The sequence below is a fragment of the Pararhizobium sp. DWP3-4 genome, assembly GCF_049898205.1.
Taxonomy (GTDB): domain Bacteria; phylum Pseudomonadota; class Alphaproteobacteria; order Rhizobiales; family Rhizobiaceae; genus Pararhizobium.
Genome location: NZ_JAFCXF010000021.1, coordinates 23,231 through 42,554, shown reverse-complemented (window position 1 = coordinate 42,554; position 19,324 = coordinate 23,231). Strand labels below are relative to the sequence as shown.

Sequence of the window (19,324 nt, the reverse complement as noted above, 5' to 3'; positions counted from 1 at the left end):
CCATCGTTGCGACAATGCGCAAGCTTCTCACCATTCTCAATGCCATCATCCGGGACAATAAACCATGGCAAAACGCTTGACGAACAAGACAGTCGCTCTCCCCGCCGGGGAGAAGAGGAGCAAGCGGCTGTTTTTGCTGTTTCAGCGATGAGCTTTGATTTCCATAGTGGTCACCCCACCCCGGAGCTGCGCTCCGACCCTCCCCCTCAAGGGGAGGGTTAAGTTTCAAGGACAATGTCATGACGTCTGATCTGGATTTCGATCCGGAGCTGTTCGGCCTGTGGCCGAAGGCGCCGGTCTATGGCGGGGCGTGGCCGCACGGGACGGATGCCGCGCTTGAGGATGTTGCCCGACGGGTGATCCTCGAAACCAAGGCGCAAGCCGTGTCGCCGCTGGATGACCTGCAGGACATGCTGAACGCCATGACCAGGGAATTGCGCGAGCAGATGCAGCAGTTCAAGCGGTTGCGGCGCCTTGCCGACGACGAGGCGGAGGCTGCGGGCGAGCAGATCGACCGCAAGCTGGTCCAGGCCGACGCCAAGGCGAGCATCGAGGCGATGTCGGTGATCGCGCGGACGCTGGAAAAGATCGACAGCCTGCAAAGGACGATTGCGCATGACCGGCAGGTGATGGCTGAACAGGACTTCGACCAGGCGGGGTTTGAAAAGCTTCAAGCGGAATTCGAAGCCCGGATTGAAAGCCGAGCACAGGATATTGCCCGTGACCGTGAACAACAACGAGCGAGAGAAGCAGCAGCTGAGTGCATTGAAGCGGAGCGTTCGCTTGCCGAGCGAGCCCTCGGCGACGCCCGGTCCAGTGGACCGTCATGAGCGGTGCCGGACAAAGACATTGACTGGAAAGAAGGGCGAGATCGGCGCGTTTTACAGTACGGGAGTGGGCTGGACGCTCGATGCGCACATCAAGACCGAACGCTTGCTGGAACGGCTGACGGGTAACCTGCTGCGGGGTGATCAGGAGCCGTTTCCTGCTGGAGAGAATTGTGCAGGGAACGGTCACCAGACTGCATCCGATAGCGCAACCGGTGAGCCGGTGAACTGCACAGCGGCCAATCACGATGGCAACGCAAAAGGACTGGCGATCGGTATCGGCGACACGTGCTCAACCAACGGAAATCTTCCCCACGAGGTAAGCTCACCAGCGGGACCTGCAGAAGCGGCAGGAACCTTTACGATCGCCGATTCTGCAAAAATCCATCGTGTGCTCGGTGCCTGGAATAATACCGGCCGTTCCGAACAAAGGCCGCCGAAAGGAGACTGGCGGGTCTGGCTTTTGATGGGCGGGCGCGGGTCGGGCAAGACGCGGGCGGGCGCCGAATGGGTGCAGGAACTCGCGGCCGGCAAGGCGGCGCGGCCGGGATTGCGGATCGCGCTGGTGGCCGAGACGCTGGGCGATGCGCGCGAAGTGATGATCGACGGCGTGTCCGGCATCTGCCGGATTGCACGAAACGTCCGGCCGGACTTCGAGGCATCGCGGCGGCGGCTGGTCTGGCCGAACGGCACGGTGGCGCAGATCTTTTCCTCGGAAGACCCCGAAAGCCTGCGCGGGCCGCAATTCGACTATGCCTGGTGCGACGAGCTCGGCAAATGGAAACATGGGCAGGAGACCTGGGACATGCTGCAGTTTGCCCTGCGGCTGGGCGATTTTCCGCGTGCACTGGTGACGACGACGCCGCGGCCGGTGCCGGTGCTGAAGGCACTGATCGCCGATCCCGGCACCACGACGTGCCGGATCAGGACCGGCGACAATGCGGCGAACCTTGCGCCGGGATTCCTGTCGGCGATGGCTGGGCGCTACGGCGGCACGCGGCTGGGGCGGCAGGAACTCGACGGCGAAATGATCGAGGATCGCGAGGATGCGCTCTGGTCGCGCGCCGGTATCGAGGCGTTGAAGCTGCGCGACACCGGGCCGCTTGGCCGGATCGTCGTGGCGGTCGATCCGCCGGCCGGCATGGGACGCGAATCCTGCTGCGGCATTATCGTGGCGGGGCTCGATCGAACCGGGCGCGGCGTCGTGCTGGCCGACTGTTCGGTCGAGGGTGCAAGCCCGGCCGGCTGGGCCGGTGCCGTGGTTCGCGCCTACAAGCGGTTCGATGCCGACCGGATCGTCGCCGAGGTCAACCAGGGCGGCGACATGGTGTCTGCCGTGCTGCGCGGTATCGATGCGCAGTTGCCGGTGACATCGGTCCGGGCATCGCGTGGAAAATGGCTGCGCGCGGAACCGGTGGCAGCACTCTACGAGCAGGGCCGGGTGGTGCATGCCGGTTCGTTTCCGGCACTGGAAGACCAGATGTGCGATTTCGGGCCGGATGGATTGTCCTCTGGACGTTCGCCCGACCGGCTGGATGCGCTGGTCTGGGCGCTGACGGCGCTGATGCTGGACGGCGGCGGCGAGCCGCGCGTCAGGGGGATTTGATGAGATGGTATGGGTGCTTGCGCGGACGCCGCGAGTACGCGGCAGTCACCCCACTCCGGAGCTTTGCTCCGACCCTCCCCCTCAAGGGGAGGGTGTAGTGCAGAGTGGCCGAATTATTTGCTTGTCGCCGAAGACGCGGGCTTGGGTGCCGTCGATGCGGTTTCGCGGATCTGGCGCCACTCGTTTTCGAGGCGTTCGAACTGAGCCTGGGAGATTTGCTGGGCCGGCATGGGCGATCCTTTCGTTCTATCTGCAACGACCGACAACGCAGGCCGAGACGGAAGGTTCCGCTTCGGTTGTGCGCTGGCGATCGGAAATTCCGGAGAGGCGATCAGCGCTTGTCGTCTTCGGTCGCGTATGATTTCGGCTCGGCGGTGGCGTTTGCACGCATCTGCTGCCAGGCATTTTCGAACCGGTCGAGGATGTGCTGCGGTACTGTCGAGCGGGTGGTGTCGGCCTGTATCTTGCTCTGAGTGTTCATTCGATCCTCCTCGATCAAGGCAATATCATATTGCTAAATCCAGATTTCACATCCCAAAGCCAAAGTAAATCAGGGCATTAAACAGTTTAAGCGATTTAAATTGATTAAATCGATTTAGAGTCACGACATTTTTCAAGTCTTTTGACCGGAAGTGGAGGGTGGAGGATGTTGGCGCGAAAAACTTTCTTCGAGGCAGTGTGTATTTCCCTGTTCGATGGCGTGCTGAAACGGCGCCAAGTGATCGGGTTGACGGCGATTCTCGATCGCGCTGGGGTTGCAGCAGGGATCGACGATCGCTGGCTCGCCTATATGCTGGCGACTGCGCATCACGAGACCGGCCGGACCATGCAGCCGGTGCGCGAAACCTTTGCCAAAAGCGACGCGCGGGCGATTGCTCTTCTTGACAGCGCATTTGACAACGGCCGGCTGCCCTCTGTGTCCGTGCGCTACTGGCGGCGGGATGCCGAGGGGAAGAGCTGGCTCGGGCGTGGGCTGGTGCAGCTGACGCACAGGATGAATTACGAAAAGATGGCGCTGGCGACTGGGATCGACCTGATTTCCCGGCCGGAGCGGGCGATGGAAATGGCCGTTGCGGCCGACATCCTGTTCATCGGCATGCAGACCGGCGCGTTTACCGGCCGCAGGCTGGGGCAGTACTTCTCCGCAGACCACGAAGACTGGACCGGCGCGCGGCGGATCATCAATGGCCGCGACCGGGCGGAACTGGTGGCGGGGTATGGCAGGCGATATCTCGCCGCGATCCGGCAGGCGCGGGTGGAATAGAAGCGCCAGTTTTCATCCCGATTTCAGGCCGCGCCCGGGCGGCATTCAAGGATAGCGAGACATGAAAAATCCATTCCGTCTGCCGTGGCGCCGCCCGGTGGAGAGTGACGCTTTGCGTGAAACCAAGGCGGCCTCAAGTTTCATTGCCATTGCGCAGGAGGGGCGGGCGCACTGGACCGGGCGGTCCTATGCGGCATTGGCCCGCGAAGGGTTCATGCGCAATCCGGTGGCGCACCGGGCGGTCAGGCTGATTTCGGAGGCTGCGGCCAACGTGCCGTTGCTGGTCTACGAGGGAACGCAGGAGCGAAGCGCGCATCCGGTGCTGGCGCTTTTGGCACGGCCGAATGGGCGGATGGGGGGACATGATTTTTTCGAGATGCTCTATGGCCATCTGCTGCTATCGGGCAATGCCTATGTCGATGCGGCGGAGATCGGCGGCGCGATGCGCGAACTGCATCTGCTGCGGCCGGACAGGGTGCGCATTCTCGAGGGGCGGGACGGCTGGCCGGAGGCGTATGAATACCGGGTCGGCAATCTGGTGCGGCGGATTTCGGCGGGTGAGGATGGGCTGCTGCATCTGAGATTGTTTCATCCGCTCGACGATCACCTGGGTTTTCCGCCGCTGGCAGCCGCACAGATGGCGCTCGACCTTTCGAATGCGGCGGCGACCTGGAACAAGGCGCTGCTCGACAATTCGGCCCGGCCTTCGGGTGCTTTGGTTTACCAGCCGAAGGAGGGCGGCAATCTGTCGGCCGACCAGTATGACCGGCTGAAGAACGAACTGGATGAGGGTTATTCCGGCCCGATCCGCGCCGGCCGGCCGCTGCTGCTTGAAGGCGGGCTCGACTGGAAGGCGATGGGGCTGTCGCCGAAGGACATGGATTTCGTCGAGGCGAAAAACGGTGCGGCGCGCGACATCGCGCTGGCCTTCGGGGTGCCGCCGATGCTGCTCGGCATTCCCGGCGACAATACCTATGCCAATTATCAGGAGGCCAATCGGGGGCTCTACCGGCTGACCATCCTGCCGATGGTTTTTCGAACGGCGGCAGCGCTGTCCGGATGGCTTTCCGGACGGTCTGGTGAAGCACTGAAGCTGGTGCCGGATCTCGACCAGGTGACCGGGCTGACCGGCGAGCGCAGCGAGGTCTGGGCCCGGATGAAGGAAGCGGATTTTCTTACCGACGAAGAGAAGCGGCAGGCGGTGGGCTATTGAGGCGGGACTTGAGAGATCGGCGCGTTGCTGGTATTTTGTTATACGCCGTATAACAAATGGAGCCGATGATGGCCAAACCCGTTCTCTCCGATCCCATCGCACTGCGTCTGCCGGTCGATGTGCTCAAGGATATCGAGACGATCGCAGCAACGAGCGAGCGATCCCGCAGCTGGGTGATGGTTCGGGCGATGCGGTATTATCTTGCCACGGAAGGCAGGGAACTGATGGAGATCGAGCGCGCCCGGGAGGGCATGCGCCAAGGCAAGTTCCAAGACGTGGACACCTTGCTGGATGAATTGGATGCCCTGAGCAAGGATGATGCCGCTTGAAGAAGCTGCGCATTTCCGATGAGGCCTCCGCCTATTTGAAAGCCGAGCGCGCGTATCTTGCCCGCTTTGACAAGCGGTCAGCATCGGCAATGATCCTGCATCTTCGGCAGACGATGGAGATGCTGCGGCAATTCCCATTGGCGGGAAAAGCTCTGGTTGTGCCGCAAGGGGTGCGCCGGTTTTCGGCGCCGCCCTATGTCATAGACTACGAAGTGGTGAATGGAATTCTGGGCATTCTGATCGTGCGCCATGCGCGCCAGCATGACCCCGACATCGCCGCTGATACGAGCGACGATTTCGAAGATATCTGATTGTTCTCTTATGCTTGAAGCGATTGCCGGACTCTGTTCGGCGGTCCGTTAGCCTCGCACATGAAGCGGCTGATTCAACCTCTCAGCGCTACGCCGCAACCGATTCAAAAGATTCAGAGAATGCTCCAGCTGACGCAACGTCACGCTGCGCATCACCCAGCGGCAGTTGGCTGCAGCCGGGTGAAAACGATGCAATTTCAACAATAGCATCAAGGGCTTAACAAATGGCTGATTTTGGCAGTGACCCGGGCCTTTGGGCTGCCAAGGGTATTGGTGCAGCGGCCGGGGCTGCGGTGTCGCTGATCTACATGCTGCCGAAGGGCAAGCGCGAGGCTGCCTCGCGCTTTTTCACCGGCCTTTCCTGCGGGCTGATTTTCGGCGGACCGGCGGGTCTTTGGATCGTCACCAAGCTCGACATCGCCGGCAGTCTTTCAGGCGCCGAGGTGATGCTGACCGGTTCGGCGGCATCCAGCCTTCTTGCCTGGTGGGTGATGGGAGCGGCGGTGCGCGTGGCGGAGCGGTTCGGCACGCGGCCGGATTAGGCGGGAATTGCGCGCAGGTTGGTTTCCAGGCTGCTATCCCGGGCGGATCGAATGCCCGCCCGGGGTGTGTCCCAGTCCGCATCGCATCCTGCGCCGGTCCACGGCCGTCCCTCGAAGACGGCGAAGGGTGAGATAGACCGGCGCCGCCAGCGATCAACCCCGGACCCTGAATAGTTTTGCCGCAAGCCACAGACGCTTGGCGGCGGCTTTTTTCGTCCAGCGATTTCACATGATCGGAGAGAGACCCATGACGACCGACAGCATGCCTGTCTGGCGAACGCAGAAGTTTGCCAATCTGACGCTTGCCGGGGTGACCGGCGAGGGACGGTTTTCCGGCTATGCCAGCATTTTTGGCGAGGTCGATCTCGGCAAGGATGCGATTGCGCCGGGGGCCTTTCAGCAATCGCTGGCGCAGCGTGGCGCGTCCGGCGTGCGCATGCTGTTTCAGCACGATCCCGGCGAGCCCTTGGGGATCTGGAAAACCATCCGCGAGGATGCGCGCGGGCTCTATGTCGAGGGGCTTCTGTCGCCCGGTGTGGCGAGGGCCAAGGAGGTGCACATGCTGATGAAGGCGGGCGCGCTTGACGGGCTGTCGATCGGCTTTCAGACCGTCAAGGCGAAAACCGACGGCAAGACCGGCGTGCGCCGCATCCTCGAAGCCGATCTCTGGGAAATCTCGATCGTAACCTTTCCGATGCTGCCATCGGCCAGGGTTTCGAACGTCAAGAATGCGCGGTTCTTCCGCGATACCGAAACGGAGCTCGTGCGCACGATGCGGCGGGCGGCCCGGATGATGAAGCTCTCCGACAGAAGGATATATCGATGAACGAGACAAGCAGCATGGCGCAGCAAGGCAAGGCCGCCCCGGAAATCAAGACCGCGCCCGAAACGATGACGGCGGCGTTCGAGGATTTCATGGGTGCCTTCGAGGCGTTCAAGGAAACCAACGACCGGCGGCTGGGCGAGCTGGAAAGCAAGCTGACGGCCGATGTCATCACCCGCGACAAGATGGACCGCATCTCGCGCAGCATGGACGAGCAGAAGCGGGTCATCGACCAGCTGGCGCTGAAGAAGGCCCGGCCGGCGCTCGGCCGCAGCGGCGAGGCAAGCCTGGAGACGATGGAACACAAGGCGGCATTCGAAAGCTATATCCGCCGGGGCGACGAGCAGGCGCTGCGCGAGCTGGAAGCCAAGGCGTTTTCGACCGGTTCGGCCAGCGATGGCGGCTACCTGGTGCCGAACGAGACCGACACGGAAATCGGCCGCCGGCTTTCGGTGGTCTCGCCGATCCGTGCCATGGCGACGGTCAGGCAGGTGTCGGGGGCGGTCTTGAAGAAACCGTTTGCGCTGTCCGGCATGGCGACCGGCTGGGTGGCGGAGACGGCCGTGCGGCCGCAGACCACGACGCCGCAGCTGGCCGAACTCTCGTTTCCGACCATGGAACTCTACGCCATGCCGGCAGCGACCGCAGCGCTTCTTGACGATGCGGCCGTCGATATCGAGAACTGGATCGCCTCGGAGGTCGATATCGCCTTCGGCGAGCAGGAAGGCACGGCCTTCGTGTCCGGCGACGGCACCAACAAGCCGAAGGGCTTCTTGAGCTATACCAATGTGGCAGATGCAAGCTGGAGCTGGGGCAATATCGGTTACATCGCCACGGGAGCCGCCGGCGCCTTCAAGGCGAGCGGACCTTCGGACACGCTGATCGACGCGATCTATGCGCTGAAGGCCGGGCACCGGCAGAATGCCGCCTTCGTCATGAGCCGCAGGACGCAGGCCGAAATCCGCAAGTTCAAGGATGCCGACGGCAACTATCTGTGGCGCCCGCCGGCGGTGGCAGGCCAGCAGGCCTCGCTGATGGGGTTTCCGATTGCCGAGGCCGAGGACATGCCGGATATCGGTGCCGGCAGCACATCGATCGCGTTTGGCAACTTTGCCGCCGGCTACCTCGTCGTCGACCGAACCGGGGTGCGGGTGCTGCGCGATCCCTATTCGGCAAAACCCTATGTGCTGTTCTACACCACCAAGCGGGTCGGCGGTGGAGTGCAAAATTTTGAGGCTATCAAGCTGATTAAATTCGCGGCATCTTGAATAAGCGTAAGGCTGTCCTTCCTCAAGGATAACGACCATTCGCGCCGGCGGTCTTCCCTGCCGCAGTGCGCGAGGGTGGACGCAGCTCCCCTCCCGCTGCGTCCACCCAATCCATCGCTTCACTCCCTCGCTTCCGGAGACATCCATGACCATCACCGAACTGGCACCGCCGCTCGGCGAGCCGCTGACGCTTGCCGAGACGAAGGCGCATCTGCGCGTCGAAACGAGCGCCGAGGATGGGCTGATCGCCGCGCTGATCCGCACCGTGCGCGACCATCTGGAGCGGCAGACCGGGCTTTCGCTGTTGACGCGAACATTCCGGCTTTATCTCGACGACTGGCCGCGGGCACGGGTGATTCAGATTGGCAGGGGGCCGGTGCAAACGATTGAAGCGGTTACGGTTTATGATGCCGCCGGCATGCCGGTTGCCGTCGATGCGGCAGGCTTCGTGCTGGACGGACAGGCGCGGCCGGCGCGGCTGATCCTGCCGCGGCAACAGCAGCCGGGACGGGTGATCAACGGTATCGAGATCGATTTTACGGCTGGTTTCGGGGCGACCGGTGCAGATGTGCCGGACACGCTGAAACGGGCAATGCTGCTGCATGCGGCGCTGCTCTACGAATTTCGTGGTGCGGTCTCAATCGACAGCCAGCCGGCGGCGGTGCCTGCCGGCTACGACCGGCTGATCGCACCGTTTTGCCGGCGGGGGCTATGACGATGGCGGCCATCACTGTCGATCCCGGGCAGCTGTCGGCGCGGCTGGACTTGGAGATGCGCGCCGATGCCGGCGATGGCCAGGGCGGTATCGTGCCGGGCTTTGCACCGGTGACCTCGCTCTGGGCGTGGCTCGATCCCGTCTCCGTCAGCGCGCAGGAGCGGGCGGACACGGAAATGTTCGTCGTGACGCATCGTATCTGGATCCGGTTTCGCGAGGACATCGCGGCGGGCATGCGGTTTCGCAAGGGGGCGCGGGCGTTTGCGGTCCAGGCATTTCATGATCCGGACGAAACACGGCGCTATCTGGTCTGCCGATGCACGGAGGAAAGGCGATGAGCGCTGCCGGTGCCTTGCAGAAGGCGGTTTTCGTAACGCTTGCCGGTGACGCGGCGCTGACGGCGCTGATCGGGGCCGATGGGGTTCGCGATCACCTGCAGCCACGATCGCACCGGCCGTGCGTTTTCATTGAAGGGATCGACAGCCGGGACGCATCGACGGCGAGCGAGGCCGGGGAGGAGCATCTGGTCACGCTGGAAGTACGCACGGGCGAAGGCGGAAGCCGGGTAGCGCAGGAGATTGCCGCGCGGGTGCGGGCACTGTTGGATGATGTGCCTCTTGTCCTGACCGGGTTTGTATTGGTCAGCATTTTCCATCGGCGCACAAGGATAGGCCGTGATGCCAAGGCCAAGGGGCATGTGGCGGAAATGGAGTTTCGGGTCGTGACGGAGTGAGGTTTCGCGTACGAGAAATGTGAGTTTGCCGGCGCCCTCTCGGGCGCCTTTTTCGTTTTCCGGAAGGATGAAGACATGGTGGCGCAGAAGGGGAAGGATCTTCTTTTGAAGATCGACAATGGCGGTTCTTACCTGACGGTGGCGGGGTTGCGCTCAAAGCGGCTGGCGTTCAACGCCGAAACGGTGGACGCCACGGATGCGGAATCTGCCGGGCGGTGGCGGGAGCTTCTGGGCGGGGCGGGCATACAGCGCGCCTCGGTATCGGGCGCCGGCATCTTCAAGGACCAGAGCTCGGATGCGCTGGTGCGCGCGGCGTTCTTCAACGGCGCCATTTTGAACTGGCAGATCGTCATTCCGGATTTCGGCACGCTGACCGGGCCGTTCCAGGTGACGGCGCTGGAATATTCGGGCCAGTACAATGGCGAGATCCAGTTCGAAACCGCGCTGGAATCGGCCGGTGCCCTGACCTTTGCGGTGCTGTGATGATCGGGCGGAATACGGGAATGACGGGCCGGGCGAACCGGCATCGCGGCGAGGTGGAAGCCGTCATCGGCGGCGAGCGGCGGATCCTCTGTCTGACGCTCGGCAGCCTGGCCGAACTGGAGACCGCGTTTGCGGCCGACAATCTGATCGAACTCGCCACCCGATTTTCGGCCGGGCGGCTGAAGGCTGATGACATGATCCGGATTTTAAGCGCCGGCCTTCGCGGCGGCGGCAATCTGGTGTCGGACGAGGATGTTGCTGTGATGAGCATCGACGGCGGCATTGCCGGCCTGGCGCGGCTGACCAGCGAACTGCTGGCGGCGACGTTTGGTGGCACGGAGGACGGCGCAAACCCTTGACGGCCGCAGCAGGCCGAGTGGATGCCTTGCCGGCCCCGTTTCCTTGGGGGCCGGTGATGCATGCCGGGCTTTGCCTGCTGCGGCTTCCAGCACAGGATTTCTGGTCGATGACGCCGCGCGAGATGCAAGCCGCATTCGGCGGGTTGCGGCCTTCCGGTGCGGTTCCGGATCGCTCCGGGATGGATGCGCTGATGGCGGCGTTTCCCGACTGAGACGGCGGGTATTTTTCCAAGGAGACGATGATGGACCACGACGAGATCGGGTTTTCGGCCGCAGCCGATGATGCGGATGCCTTGAAGGATGTGCTCGACGATCTGGAGCGGCGTTCGCGCTCGTTCGGATCGGCGCTGACCGGGGCTTTGGCCTCGGCGACGCGGGGCGGCAAGGGACTGGAGGATGTGCTGCGTGGCGCCGGATTGCGGCTGACGGAGATTGCGCTTTCGGCGGGATTGAAGCCGCTGGAGGGGCTGCTCGGTTCGGCCATCTCCGGGCTTGCCGGGAGTTTTAGCGGGGCGGCCGCTTTTGCCGATGGCGGCGTGCCGGGCAGGGTGACGCCGTTTGCCGCCGGTGGGGTCGTGTCGGCGCCGACCTATTTTCCGATGGACGGACAGATGGGGCTGATGGGCGAGGCCGGATCGGAAGCGATCCTGCCGCTGAAGCGCGGTTCCGACGGATCGCTCGGCGTGGCGGCATCCGGTGGAGGTGGGGCGATGAACGTCGTCTTCAATGTGACGGCGTCGGATGTGCAGAGTTTTCGAAAGTCCGAGGGACAGATTGCGGCGATGCTGACGCGCACGGTGGGGCGGGGGCGAAGGGGGATTTGAGGGCCGAAAAGCTTTTCGGTCGCGATGCTCCGAACCCGAGTGAGGAAGAAAAACTAAATGTCCAAATCGAGATCCAAATCGCGAGCCAGTCGACTAATGCGGTAAGAATCGCTCTCTCTATGGTGCACAAGCCTGCACTTCGTCTTGTCGCCGTTTCTAACAGCTTGAAGAGCTTCATATGGCGAGCAAACCGCTACCTCATACAGGTTCACCGCGTCGTAGTCTTCCTCTACCATAGCGAGAAAATGGTGCCGCGCGGCTTGGCGGCCGATAAAGGGTCTGAGCGATGTGATGCTCTGACCTTTATTCGTAGAAACGACGTACATCAGATGGTCTCCTGTTGCGACTTTATCAGGAAACCAAAGACTTGATACTTTTTCAAGCGTCTTACCGAGTCGCTTGAAGCTGGGAGTCTTTTGTCCCCCCGCTCCCCCAGCGGAGGGAGGGAGCGATAGAGGTTTTCGCTTCAAAAAAAGGGGAAAGCGTGACGGCGCTCACGGCTTGTTCATTCTCTCCACCGTAGGCAGCGAAAGTCGTCGGCAGGCGAGCGCGAGACAACGCCGCCTTCCATGCAGCTATCCCTGAACTTTCCCCGCCAACCGATTCAACACACAACGGAAAACATCATGCCAACAGGATTTCATGAGGTCCGGTTTCCCTTGCGCCTGGCATTGGGGACGAGTGGCGGGCCGGTCAGGCGGACGGATATTGTCAGTCTTTCGAATGGGCGGGAAAACCGCAACCGGCGTTGGCGCGATGCGCGCCGGCATTATGATGCGGGCTCGGGGATCAAGTCGCTCAGCGATCTCTATGCGGTGCTGGAGTTTTTCGAGGCGCGGGCGGGGCAGCTTTACGGGTTCCGGTTTCGCGATCCCGTCGATTTCAAATCCGGTGCGCCGGGTGGGGTGGTTAGCGCCAATGATCAGCTCATTGGAACGGGTGATGGCGCAACAGTCGTGTTCCAGTTGGCAAAGACCTATGGCGATGCGGGTGGCGCGAGCATGCGCGAGATCGCCAAGCCTGTCCTGGGCACCGTGGTGATTTCGGTTGGTGGGGTTTTGGCAGCACCGGCCGATTTTATGCTCAATGCGGCAAGCGGGCAGGTGACATTCCTGCCTTCGAAAATTCCGGCGACCGGCGCTGCCGTGAAGGCAGGCTTCGAATTCGATGTGCCGGTGCGCTTCGATACCGACCGGATCGATGTCGATCTGGGGCAGTTTCAGGCCGGCCGCATTCCGTCCATTCCTCTGGTGGAGATCAAGCCATGAGAACGCTTTCGCCTGCACTCGCTGAACACCTGGATGGTGACGCGACAACGATTTGCCATTGCTGGCGGGTGACGCGGCGCCATGGAGTGGTACTCGGCTTTACCGAGCATGATCATGATCTGAGCTTCGACGGCACCGATTTCTGGGCGGCGAGCGGTTTCCAGGCGGCCGACAGCGAGGCGGCGAGCGGGCTTTCCGTCGAGGCGGGTGAGGTAACCGGCGGGTTTTCCAGCGCCGCGATCAGCGAGGCGGATGTGACTGCCGGGCGCTATGACGGCGCCAGGGTCGAGGTGTTCCAGGTGAACTGGCAGGCGCCGGACCAGCGCATTTTGCTGCGGGTGCAGGAGATCGGCGATGTCGTGCGGGCGGGCGGCGCCTTTCGCGCCGAGCTGCGGCGGCTGACGCATCGGCTGGATCAGGTACAGGGGCGGATTTACGGGCAGCGCTGCGATGCGGTGCTGGGCGATGGACGGTGCAAGGTGAATTTGAGCAATCCGGCCTACCGGGGCAGTGGCACGATCGCGGCTGTTCTGGGCGAGACGCGGATACGGGTAAGCGGGCTCGATGCCGCAGTGGCGGGGTTTTACCGCTATGGCTTGTTCCGGTTCGTTGGCGGGGCCAATGCCGGGCATGCCTGCGATATCGAGGATCATCGCAAGGATGCTGACGGGGTGACGCTGTCTCTCTGGCTGCCGCCGCCTTTGCCGCTGGCGGTGGGCGATGCGTTCACGGTGACGGCGGGATGCGACAAGAGCTTTGGCACCTGTGGCGGGAAATTTGCAAACTCTCTGAATTTTCAGGGATTTCCGCATATGCCGGGGACGGATTTTGCCTTCGGTTATGCGGATGGGGATGCGGTGCATGATGGGGGGGCATTGCATGAGTGAGGGATGCGCCGAGCAGAGATTTTCTAGCTCTGAGCCTGCCGTCCCCCTCATCCGGCCCTGCGGACCACCTTCTCCCCGCTGGGGAGAAAAGGGAGATCGGGGCGTCGGCTTCGCAGAGCGGGTCGTTGCTGCAGGCCGAAGCTGGATCGGGACGCCGTACCGGCATCAGGCAAGCTTGAAGGGGGTCGGTTGCGATTGCCTTGGGCTGGTGCGGGGCGTCTGGCGCGAGATTTATGGTGTGGAGCCGGAATTGCCGCCGGCTTATCAGCCGGATTGGGCCGAGCGCAGCGGCGAGGACCGGTTGCGCCATGCGGCGTTGCGGTATTTTGGGGCTGAGCTGCCGGCGGCGCAGATGCGGCCGGGCGATCTGCTGTTGTTTTGCTGGCGGCCGGATCTGCCGGCCAAGCATGCCGGAATTCTCAGCAGCCAAGACCGTTTCATCCATGCCTTTGAGCAGGCGGCGGTGATCGAGTCGGCGCTGGTGCCCTCCTGGCGGCGGCGGATCGCCGGCGTGTTTCGTTTTCCCGAGAAGGTCTGAGGATCATGGCAACCATTCTTCTGCAGGCGGCCGGTGCAGCGCTCGGCAGCGTGTTCGGGCCGGTTGGCGCGGCGCTTGGGCGTGCGGTTGGAGCGCTGGCCGGATCGGTGATCGACCGCTCGATCATCAACGGCATGACCACGGTCTCCGGCGCCCGGCTGGGCGATGCGCGCATACCTGGTGCCGAGGACGGCACGGCGATCACGCGGGCCTATGGCACCGTGCGCATCGGCGGCACGCTGATCTGGGCGACGCGGTTCGAGGAGGAGGTGCGGGTCGAGCGGCGGGGCGGCAAGGCGAGCGGGCCGCGGGTCGAGACGTTTCGCTACTATGCCAATTTCGCCCTGGGGATCTGCGAGGGTGAGATTGCCGGCGTGCGCCGTGTCTGGGCGGATGGGCGGGAACTGGATCTGACCGGGATCGAGATGCGGATGTATCGCGGCACCGGCGATCAATTGCCCGATCCGCTGATCGAGGCCAAGCAGGGCGTAGGGAAATCACCGGCCTACCGGGGGCTCGCCTATGCCGTGTTCGAGCGGCTGCCGCTGGATAGTTACGGCAACCGGATTCCGGTCATTCAGTTCGAGGTCTTGCGGCCGGTCGGCACGCTGGAAAAGCAGATCCGGGCAGTCACGATCATTCCGGGTTCGAGCGAGCATGGCTATGATCCGGGCGTGGTGAAGGAAGAGACAGGGGCCGGTGCGAGCCGGTTGATCAACCGCAACATTTTCCACGCCGGTTCCGACTGGCATGCGTCGATCGACGAGTTGCAGGCATTGTGCCCGAACCTTGAGCGCGTGGCGCTGGTGGTGTCGTGGTTCGGAACCGATTTGCGGGCAGGCCAGTGCCGGATCGTGCCTGGCGTCGAGACGCCGTTCCGGCAGGGGGAAAGCCGTCGCTGGTCGGTGTCGGGAATTTCGCGCGGGGGTGCGCGGCTGATCAGCAGGAACGGCGGCGGTCCTGCCTATGGCGGTACGCCTGATGACGCCAGCGTTATGGCGGCGATTGCTGATCTGAAAGCGCGTGGGCTGAAAGTCTATCTCTATCCCTTCGTGATGATGGATATTGCGGCCGGGAATGCGCTGCCCAACCCCTATGGCGGCACCGGGCAGCCCGCCTATCCCTGGCGGGGGCGGGTGACCGCGCATCCTGCACCCGGGCTTGCGGCCAGTGCCGACAAGACGATGGCGGCGCGCACGCAGATCGGCGCATTTTGCGGGGCTGCCACGGCGGCAGATTTTTCCGTATCCGGCACGTCGGTGACATCTCTGGCTGCGGACGAGGGCTATTGCCGGCTGGTGCTGCATTACGCGCTGCTGGGCAAGGTGGCGGGTGGGATCGACGGGTTCATCATCGGCTCCGAATTGCGCGGGCTGACGCAATTGCGCGATGGGGCAGGCGCGTTTCCGTTTGTCGAGAGGCTGATCGGTCTTGCGGCGGATGTCCGGGCCATTCTCGGGGTCGGCACCAAGCTGACCTACGCGGCGGACTGGAGCGAATATTTCGGCTACCATCCGCAGGATGGGTCGGGCGAGGTGCTCTACAATCTCGATCCGCTCTGGGCCTCGGCCGATATCGATGCCGTCGGGATCGACAACTACATGCCGCTGTCCGACTGGCGCGACGGCGACCTGTCGTTTGGCAATCCCGATGGTTTCCGTCTGGCGGAAGATGCCGAGGCGATGCGGGCGATGGTCGCGGCCGGCGAGGGCTATGACTGGTACTATGCCAGCGGCGACGACCGCCGCGACCGTATCCGCACGCCAATTTCCGACGGGCTGGCGGCAAAACCATGGGTTTACCGCTACAAGGATATTGCCAGCTGGTGGGGGCAGACGCATCGCAACCGGATCGGCGGGGTCGAACAGGCGCTGCCGACGGAGTGGGTGGCGGGTTCGAAACCCGTGTGGTTTACCGAACTCGGTTGCCCGGCGATCGACAAGGGGGCGAACCAGCCGAATGTCTTTACCGATCCGAAATCGTCGGAGACGGCGGTTCCGTATTTTTCGAACGGTGCGCGTGGCGATGCGATGCAGCGCCGGTTCCTGCAGGCGCAGCACCGGTTCTGGCAAGGCGCGGGTGCACCCTCATGCGTTGATCCGAATCATATGTTCGTCTGGACTTGGGATGCGCGGCCGATGCCGGCGTTTCCGGAGAATACAGCACTTTGGTCGGACGGCGCCAATTGGCAGACCGGACATTGGCTGAACGGCCGGCTGGGCGCGGCGACAACGGCCGACGTGATCGCGGCCGTGCTTGCGGATCACGGTTTTCCGGGCGGTGATGTGAGCTGTGTCAGCGGTGATCTCGGCGGTTATGTGCAGTCGGAGCAGGCGTCTGCGCGCGATGTGCTGGAGCCGCTGATGGCGGCACTGCAGATCGATGCGGTCGAAGATGGCGCGACACTGCGGTTTCGGTCGCGGATGAAACAGGCGGCGGAGCCAAAGGTCATTCCGGTACTGGCCGATCTCGACAAGCAGGCACTATTCGAGGAGACACGCGGGCACGATAGCGATTTCGGCAGCGAGGCCATTCTCGACCGGTTCGATCCGGGCAATGCCTATGAGCGGACGACGGCGCGGTCGCGACGGGTATCGCCGGCCAATGACCGCGTGCTGCGGCTTTCGCTGCCGGGGGTGATGCATGACGGGGCGGCGGCCAGTGCTGTCGAGGATGCCCTGCGCGATCATCAGGTGTCGCGGCGCAGTGTGCGTTTTGCGCTCTCGCCGGCGGCGCTAGCGTTCGAGCCGGGCGATGTCGTCTGTTTCGATGAGGGGCCGGCGGGCCGTTTTATCATCAACCGGATCGAGGATGGTGCGGCACGCGCGGTCGAGGCACGGGCGTTTGTGCCGTCGGGTGGCGGTGGTCCGGTCCAGCCATCAAAACCGGTCGCTCCGCCGCGCAGGCCATCCGACGGATTCTCGCCGGTCGTGCATCTGATGGACCTGCCGCAATACGAGGCGGGCAATGCCAGCCTTTTTGCGCGGGCGGCGGTCTTTGCCCGGCCATGGCGGGCGATAACACTCTCGTCATCGGCGGCGACGGAAGGTTACCAGGCGCGGGTACGGCTCGATCAGCCGGCGCAGACGGGTGTTCTGGCAGAGCCGCTTCGTGCCGGCGTCACTGGCCGGTTCGATGCCGCGCGTACGTTGACGCTTGATCTGAATTTCGGCGGATTATCGTCGGCAAGCCGCCTTTCCGTCCTCAACGGACAGAACCGCATGGCGATCCTTGCTGCAAACGGTGCCTGGGAAATCATCGCTTTCCAGCGCGCGGAGGAAATCTCTGCCGGGCGCTGGCGGCTGACACAACTCTTGCGCGGGCTGCATGGGACCACCGACGCGATGCTGGCAGGGAGTGCTGCCGGTGCTCCGGTGGTAGTGCTCAACGCGGCAGTGAGGCCGCTTGGGCTAAGCCCGGACGAGGCGGGGCGAGTGATCAACTGGATCGCCGAACCGGGCGGGCAGGTTGCAGCACGAAGCGGCCCCTTTGCCTTTGCCGGCGGCTTGAGGGCGGAAAGGCCGGTTGCGCCGGTGCATCTGCGCGGGCGGCGTCTCGAAGGTGGTGCCATTCGAATCACCTGGACCCGCTGCGCGCGCCGCGATGCCGACCACTGGCTGGACGGCGATATCGCGCTGGACGAACCCCAGGAACGATATCGCATCGACATTCTCGATGGCGCGGCGGTCAAGCGGTCCTTCGATGTGTCCGAACCGGCGTTGCACTATGCGGCTGGCTTCGAAATCGAGGATTTCGGCGTGCCGCAGGTGGCCTTGTCGATCCGCGTCCAGCAGCGCGGCCAGAAGGTTGCTTTCGGAGTGCCTGCGCAGGCGCTGCTCAGCCTGTAGAAATCCTGCTTCCCATTCAAACCAAACTCACATCAAGCAAACGGAGCATCAAATGAACGATTTGAAGACTTGGTACATGTCGAAAACCGTCTGGGGCGGCGTGGTCGCAATCCTGGCATCCTGCGCCAATCTGCTGGGACTGGAGATCGCGCCGGAGGATCAAAGTGGAATTGTGGATGGATTGACCGCGCTGGCGGCGGCCGCTGGTGGACTGATCGCCATCTGGGGCCGGATTTCCGCGCGCTCGCGCTTGCGCTAGACATTGCGCAAAACCGGCCGTTCCCGGGACATTCATTTGCCATTCAGACTGTATCGTCTATTAAAACGGCAACGATGCTTCCCAGGTCGCCAATATCGTTTCAATCCGAAAGTGCGTTCATGTCCTCACCCTTGATCATAGCAACGCTTGCAGCGGGCCTTTCCGGATTCGCGCCGCCGGCGATTGATGTGCCATCGATGGTTGTCGCCGTGGATGGCGATTGTGGTCAGGCGGCCGCCGAAGTGGTGGCCGAGACCGGTGGCGAACTCCTGTCGGCGCAGCCGACCAGCGATGGCAAATGCGTCGTTACGGTGCTGATTCCCGGCAATGGCGGCCGTCCGAAAAAGGTGACGATGCGGGTGCCGATGTAGCCGCAGAATGCCTGCCTTCAACACATTCTCCAAACGGATGAAATAAGGTAAGCAGTAATACCTAGGTAGAAGTCTCGTGTTGCAACGCGACGGCAGATCTTTGGGAGATGCTGGCGAGCAAGGGAAGAAAGTCTGTTCATGCGCATTCTGGTGGTCGAAGACGACGTCAACCTCAACCGTCAATTGACGGACACCCTGAAGGAAGCCGGATACGTCGTCGATCAGGCCTTCGACGGCGAGGAAGGCCATTATCTCGGCGAGGGAGAGCCCTATGACGCCGTCATCCTCGATATCGGCCTGCCGGAAATGGACGGCATTACCGTATTGGAAAAGTGGCGCGGTGCCGGAAAGGTGATGCCGGTGCTGATTCTCACCGCACGCGACCGCTGGAGCGACAAGGTGGCCGGTATCGATGCCGGCGCCGACGATTACGTCACCAAGCCGTTCCATGTCGAAGAAGTACTGGCCCGTATCCGGGCGCTGATCCGGCGGGCTGCCGGACATGCAAGTTCCGAAATTGTTTGCGGTCCGGTGCGGCTGGACACCAAGGGCTCCAAGGCGCTGGTCAACGGCGTGGCGCTGAAACTCACCTCGCATGAATTCCGGCTTCTGTCCTATCTGATGCATCACATGGGGCAGGTGGTGTCGCGCACGGAGCTGGTCGAGCACATGTACGACCAGGATTTCGACCGCGATTCCAACACGATCGAAGTTTTCGTCGGCCGGCTTCGCAAGAAGATCGGCAATGACCTGATCGAAACCGTGCGCGGCCTTGGCTACCGGATGCAGGCACCCGGCATGGCCAGCAAGGAAGTGAAATCCTGAGCGGGACCACGATCATCAACCGGAAACGCCT

Annotated in this window: 25 protein-coding genes; 24 read left to right on the top strand and 1 reads right to left on the bottom strand. The window is 63.0% G+C overall.

The features are described from left to right. From ACP7E6_RS27810 to ACP7E6_RS27800, 3 genes are all read left to right on the top strand, one after another. Window positions 1-222, top strand: a 222-nt coding sequence (locus ACP7E6_RS27810) for a hypothetical protein (RefSeq protein WP_426233176.1), incomplete at its 5' end; no start/stop codon positions are given. A 17-nt stretch (window positions 223-239) separates the two neighbouring features. After that, window positions 240-830 (top strand): hypothetical protein, encoded by a 591-nt coding sequence (locus tag ACP7E6_RS27805; RefSeq protein ID WP_426233174.1) that lies wholly within the window; start codon window positions 240-242, stop codon window positions 828-830. A 388-nt stretch (window positions 831-1,218) separates the two neighbouring features. Continuing rightward, window positions 1,219-2,433, top strand: a complete 1,215-nt coding sequence (locus ACP7E6_RS27800) for a DNA-packaging protein (RefSeq protein WP_426233181.1) — start codon at window positions 1,219-1,221, stop codon at window positions 2,431-2,433. Window positions 2,434-2,764: 331 nt separating this feature from the next. On the opposite strand, the gene ACP7E6_RS27795 is transcribed toward ACP7E6_RS27800, so the two are convergent. Further along, window positions 2,765-2,914, bottom strand: coding sequence for a hypothetical protein (locus tag ACP7E6_RS27795; RefSeq protein ID WP_426233172.1), 150 nt, complete (start codon window positions 2,912-2,914; stop codon window positions 2,765-2,767). 165 nt (window positions 2,915-3,079) lie between these two features. On the opposite strand from ACP7E6_RS27795, the gene ACP7E6_RS27790 reads away from it, so the two are divergent. The 21 genes from ACP7E6_RS27790 to ACP7E6_RS27690 all read left to right on the top strand — a co-directional run bounded on the left by ACP7E6_RS27790 (window position 3,080) and on the right by ACP7E6_RS27690 (window position 19,293). Next, on the top strand, window positions 3,080-3,697 hold the full coding sequence (locus ACP7E6_RS27790) for a hypothetical protein (protein WP_426233170.1): 618 nt from the start codon (window positions 3,080-3,082) through the stop codon (window positions 3,695-3,697). Between the two features lie 61 nt (window positions 3,698-3,758). Continuing rightward, a complete protein-coding gene (locus tag ACP7E6_RS27785; protein ID WP_426233168.1) occupies window positions 3,759-4,910 on the top strand; it encodes a phage portal protein in 1,152 nt (383 codons plus the stop codon). A 68-nt stretch (window positions 4,911-4,978) separates the two neighbouring features. After that, the gene (locus ACP7E6_RS27780) at window positions 4,979-5,239 is read left to right on the top strand and encodes a CopG family ribbon-helix-helix protein (protein WP_426233166.1); all 261 of its coding nucleotides are present in this window, start codon (window positions 4,979-4,981) and stop codon (window positions 5,237-5,239) included. Further along, window positions 5,236-5,550, top strand: a complete 315-nt coding sequence (locus tag ACP7E6_RS27775; protein ID WP_426233164.1) for a type II toxin-antitoxin system RelE/ParE family toxin — start codon at window positions 5,236-5,238, stop codon at window positions 5,548-5,550. Before ACP7E6_RS27780 ends, ACP7E6_RS27775 begins: the two co-directional genes overlap by 4 nt. Window positions 5,551-5,774: 224 nt before the next feature. Further along, window positions 5,775-6,092: a DUF6107 family protein gene (locus ACP7E6_RS27770; RefSeq protein WP_426233162.1), complete on the top strand. Its 318-nt coding sequence runs from the start codon at window positions 5,775-5,777 to the stop codon at window positions 6,090-6,092. Between the two features lie 247 nt (window positions 6,093-6,339). Continuing rightward, entirely contained in the window at window positions 6,340-6,918 is a 579-nt protein-coding gene (locus ACP7E6_RS27765; RefSeq protein ID WP_426233160.1) for an HK97 family phage prohead protease, read from the top strand. Next, window positions 6,915-8,183, top strand: coding sequence for a phage major capsid protein (locus ACP7E6_RS27760; protein WP_426233158.1), 1,269 nt, complete (start codon window positions 6,915-6,917; stop codon window positions 8,181-8,183). Before ACP7E6_RS27765 ends, ACP7E6_RS27760 begins: the two co-directional genes overlap by 4 nt. A gap of 145 nt (window positions 8,184-8,328) precedes the next feature. Then, complete coding sequence (locus tag ACP7E6_RS27755; RefSeq protein WP_426233156.1) at window positions 8,329-8,898, top strand: head-tail connector protein; 570 nt, start codon at window positions 8,329-8,331, stop codon at window positions 8,896-8,898. A gap of 2 nt (window positions 8,899-8,900) precedes the next feature. Further along, window positions 8,901-9,236 (top strand): phage head closure protein, encoded by a 336-nt coding sequence (locus tag ACP7E6_RS27750; protein ID WP_426233154.1) that lies wholly within the window; start codon window positions 8,901-8,903, stop codon window positions 9,234-9,236. After that, the gene (locus ACP7E6_RS27745) at window positions 9,233-9,631 is read left to right on the top strand and encodes a DUF3168 domain-containing protein (RefSeq protein ID WP_426233152.1); all 399 of its coding nucleotides are present in this window, start codon (window positions 9,233-9,235) and stop codon (window positions 9,629-9,631) included. Before ACP7E6_RS27750 ends, ACP7E6_RS27745 begins: the two co-directional genes overlap by 4 nt. Before the next feature lie 75 nt (window positions 9,632-9,706). Then, window positions 9,707-10,114: a phage major tail protein, TP901-1 family gene (locus tag ACP7E6_RS27740; protein ID WP_426233150.1), complete on the top strand. Its 408-nt coding sequence runs from the start codon at window positions 9,707-9,709 to the stop codon at window positions 10,112-10,114. Window positions 10,115-10,134: 20 nt separating this feature from the next. Beyond that, window positions 10,135-10,473, top strand: a complete 339-nt coding sequence (locus ACP7E6_RS27735) for a gene transfer agent family protein (RefSeq protein ID WP_426233148.1) — start codon at window positions 10,135-10,137, stop codon at window positions 10,471-10,473. Next, the gene (locus tag ACP7E6_RS27730; protein WP_426233147.1) at window positions 10,470-10,685 is read left to right on the top strand and encodes a rcc01693 family protein; all 216 of its coding nucleotides are present in this window, start codon (window positions 10,470-10,472) and stop codon (window positions 10,683-10,685) included. Before ACP7E6_RS27735 ends, ACP7E6_RS27730 begins: the two co-directional genes overlap by 4 nt. 30 nt (window positions 10,686-10,715) lie before the next feature. Further along, complete coding sequence (locus ACP7E6_RS27725) at window positions 10,716-11,297, top strand: phage tail tape measure protein (RefSeq protein ID WP_426233145.1); 582 nt, start codon at window positions 10,716-10,718, stop codon at window positions 11,295-11,297. 626 nt (window positions 11,298-11,923) lie between these two features. Continuing rightward, window positions 11,924-12,565 carry a phage distal tail protein, Rcc01695 family gene (locus ACP7E6_RS27720; RefSeq protein ID WP_426233143.1) on the top strand — a complete coding sequence of 214 codons (642 nt, stop codon included), beginning with the start codon at window positions 11,924-11,926 and terminating at the stop codon, window positions 12,563-12,565. Then, a complete protein-coding gene (locus ACP7E6_RS27715) occupies window positions 12,562-13,452 on the top strand; it encodes a DUF2163 domain-containing protein (RefSeq protein ID WP_426233141.1) in 891 nt (296 codons plus the stop codon). Before ACP7E6_RS27720 ends, ACP7E6_RS27715 begins: the two co-directional genes overlap by 4 nt. A gap of 49 nt (window positions 13,453-13,501) precedes the next feature. After that, window positions 13,502-13,990, top strand: a complete 489-nt coding sequence (locus ACP7E6_RS27710; RefSeq protein ID WP_426233179.1) for an NlpC/P60 family protein — start codon at window positions 13,502-13,504, stop codon at window positions 13,988-13,990. 5 nt (window positions 13,991-13,995) lie between these two features. Further along, window positions 13,996-17,838, top strand: a complete 3,843-nt coding sequence (locus tag ACP7E6_RS27705; RefSeq protein ID WP_426233140.1) for a baseplate multidomain protein megatron — start codon at window positions 13,996-13,998, stop codon at window positions 17,836-17,838. 52 nt (window positions 17,839-17,890) lie between these two features. Further along, the gene (locus ACP7E6_RS27700; RefSeq protein ID WP_426233139.1) at window positions 17,891-18,097 is read left to right on the top strand and encodes a hypothetical protein; all 207 of its coding nucleotides are present in this window, start codon (window positions 17,891-17,893) and stop codon (window positions 18,095-18,097) included. Between the two features lie 119 nt (window positions 18,098-18,216). Continuing rightward, window positions 18,217-18,468: a hypothetical protein gene (locus tag ACP7E6_RS27695; protein WP_426123440.1), complete on the top strand. Its 252-nt coding sequence runs from the start codon at window positions 18,217-18,219 to the stop codon at window positions 18,466-18,468. Between the two features lie 138 nt (window positions 18,469-18,606). Next, a complete protein-coding gene (locus ACP7E6_RS27690; protein ID WP_113246111.1) occupies window positions 18,607-19,293 on the top strand; it encodes a response regulator transcription factor in 687 nt (228 codons plus the stop codon). Window positions 19,294-19,324: the final 31 nt, after the last annotated feature.

What these genes read in the sequence shown, in the direction of transcription:
- ACP7E6_RS27785 (WP_426233168.1), top strand. Translation starts at nt 3,759, where the DNA reads ATGAAAAATCCATTCCGTCTGCCGTGGCGCCGCCCGGTGGAGAGTGAC.
- ACP7E6_RS27720 (WP_426233143.1), top strand. Translation starts at nt 11,924, where the DNA reads ATGCCAACAGGATTTCATGAGGTCCGGTTTCCCTTGCGCCTGGCATTG.
- ACP7E6_RS27750 (WP_426233154.1), top strand. Translation starts at nt 8,901, where the DNA reads ATGGCGGCCATCACTGTCGATCCCGGGCAGCTGTCGGCGCGGCTGGAC.
- ACP7E6_RS27755 (WP_426233156.1), top strand. Translation starts at nt 8,329, where the DNA reads ATGACCATCACCGAACTGGCACCGCCGCTCGGCGAGCCGCTGACGCTT.
- ACP7E6_RS27795 (WP_426233172.1), bottom strand. Translation starts at nt 2,914, where the DNA reads ATGAACACTCAGAGCAAGATACAGGCCGACACCACCCGCTCGACAGTA.
- ACP7E6_RS27745 (WP_426233152.1), top strand. Translation starts at nt 9,233, where the DNA reads ATGAGCGCTGCCGGTGCCTTGCAGAAGGCGGTTTTCGTAACGCTTGCC.
- ACP7E6_RS27760 (WP_426233158.1), top strand. Translation starts at nt 6,915, where the DNA reads ATGAACGAGACAAGCAGCATGGCGCAGCAAGGCAAGGCCGCCCCGGAA.
- ACP7E6_RS27690 (WP_113246111.1), top strand. Translation starts at nt 18,607, where the DNA reads ATGCGCATTCTGGTGGTCGAAGACGACGTCAACCTCAACCGTCAATTG.
- ACP7E6_RS27740 (WP_426233150.1), top strand. Translation starts at nt 9,707, where the DNA reads ATGGTGGCGCAGAAGGGGAAGGATCTTCTTTTGAAGATCGACAATGGC.
- ACP7E6_RS27765 (WP_426233160.1), top strand. Translation starts at nt 6,340, where the DNA reads ATGACGACCGACAGCATGCCTGTCTGGCGAACGCAGAAGTTTGCCAAT.
- ACP7E6_RS27770 (WP_426233162.1), top strand. Translation starts at nt 5,775, where the DNA reads ATGGCTGATTTTGGCAGTGACCCGGGCCTTTGGGCTGCCAAGGGTATT.
- ACP7E6_RS27700 (WP_426233139.1), top strand. Translation starts at nt 17,891, where the DNA reads ATGAACGATTTGAAGACTTGGTACATGTCGAAAACCGTCTGGGGCGGC.
- ACP7E6_RS27695 (WP_426123440.1), top strand. Translation starts at nt 18,217, where the DNA reads ATGTCCTCACCCTTGATCATAGCAACGCTTGCAGCGGGCCTTTCCGGA.
- ACP7E6_RS27705 (WP_426233140.1), top strand. Translation starts at nt 13,996, where the DNA reads ATGGCAACCATTCTTCTGCAGGCGGCCGGTGCAGCGCTCGGCAGCGTG.
- ACP7E6_RS27725 (WP_426233145.1), top strand. Translation starts at nt 10,716, where the DNA reads ATGGACCACGACGAGATCGGGTTTTCGGCCGCAGCCGATGATGCGGAT.
- ACP7E6_RS27735 (WP_426233148.1), top strand. Translation starts at nt 10,135, where the DNA reads ATGACGGGCCGGGCGAACCGGCATCGCGGCGAGGTGGAAGCCGTCATC.
- ACP7E6_RS27715 (WP_426233141.1), top strand. Translation starts at nt 12,562, where the DNA reads ATGAGAACGCTTTCGCCTGCACTCGCTGAACACCTGGATGGTGACGCG.
- ACP7E6_RS27780 (WP_426233166.1), top strand. Translation starts at nt 4,979, where the DNA reads ATGGCCAAACCCGTTCTCTCCGATCCCATCGCACTGCGTCTGCCGGTC.
- ACP7E6_RS27805 (WP_426233174.1), top strand. Translation starts at nt 240, where the DNA reads ATGACGTCTGATCTGGATTTCGATCCGGAGCTGTTCGGCCTGTGGCCG.
- ACP7E6_RS27790 (WP_426233170.1), top strand. Translation starts at nt 3,080, where the DNA reads ATGTTGGCGCGAAAAACTTTCTTCGAGGCAGTGTGTATTTCCCTGTTC.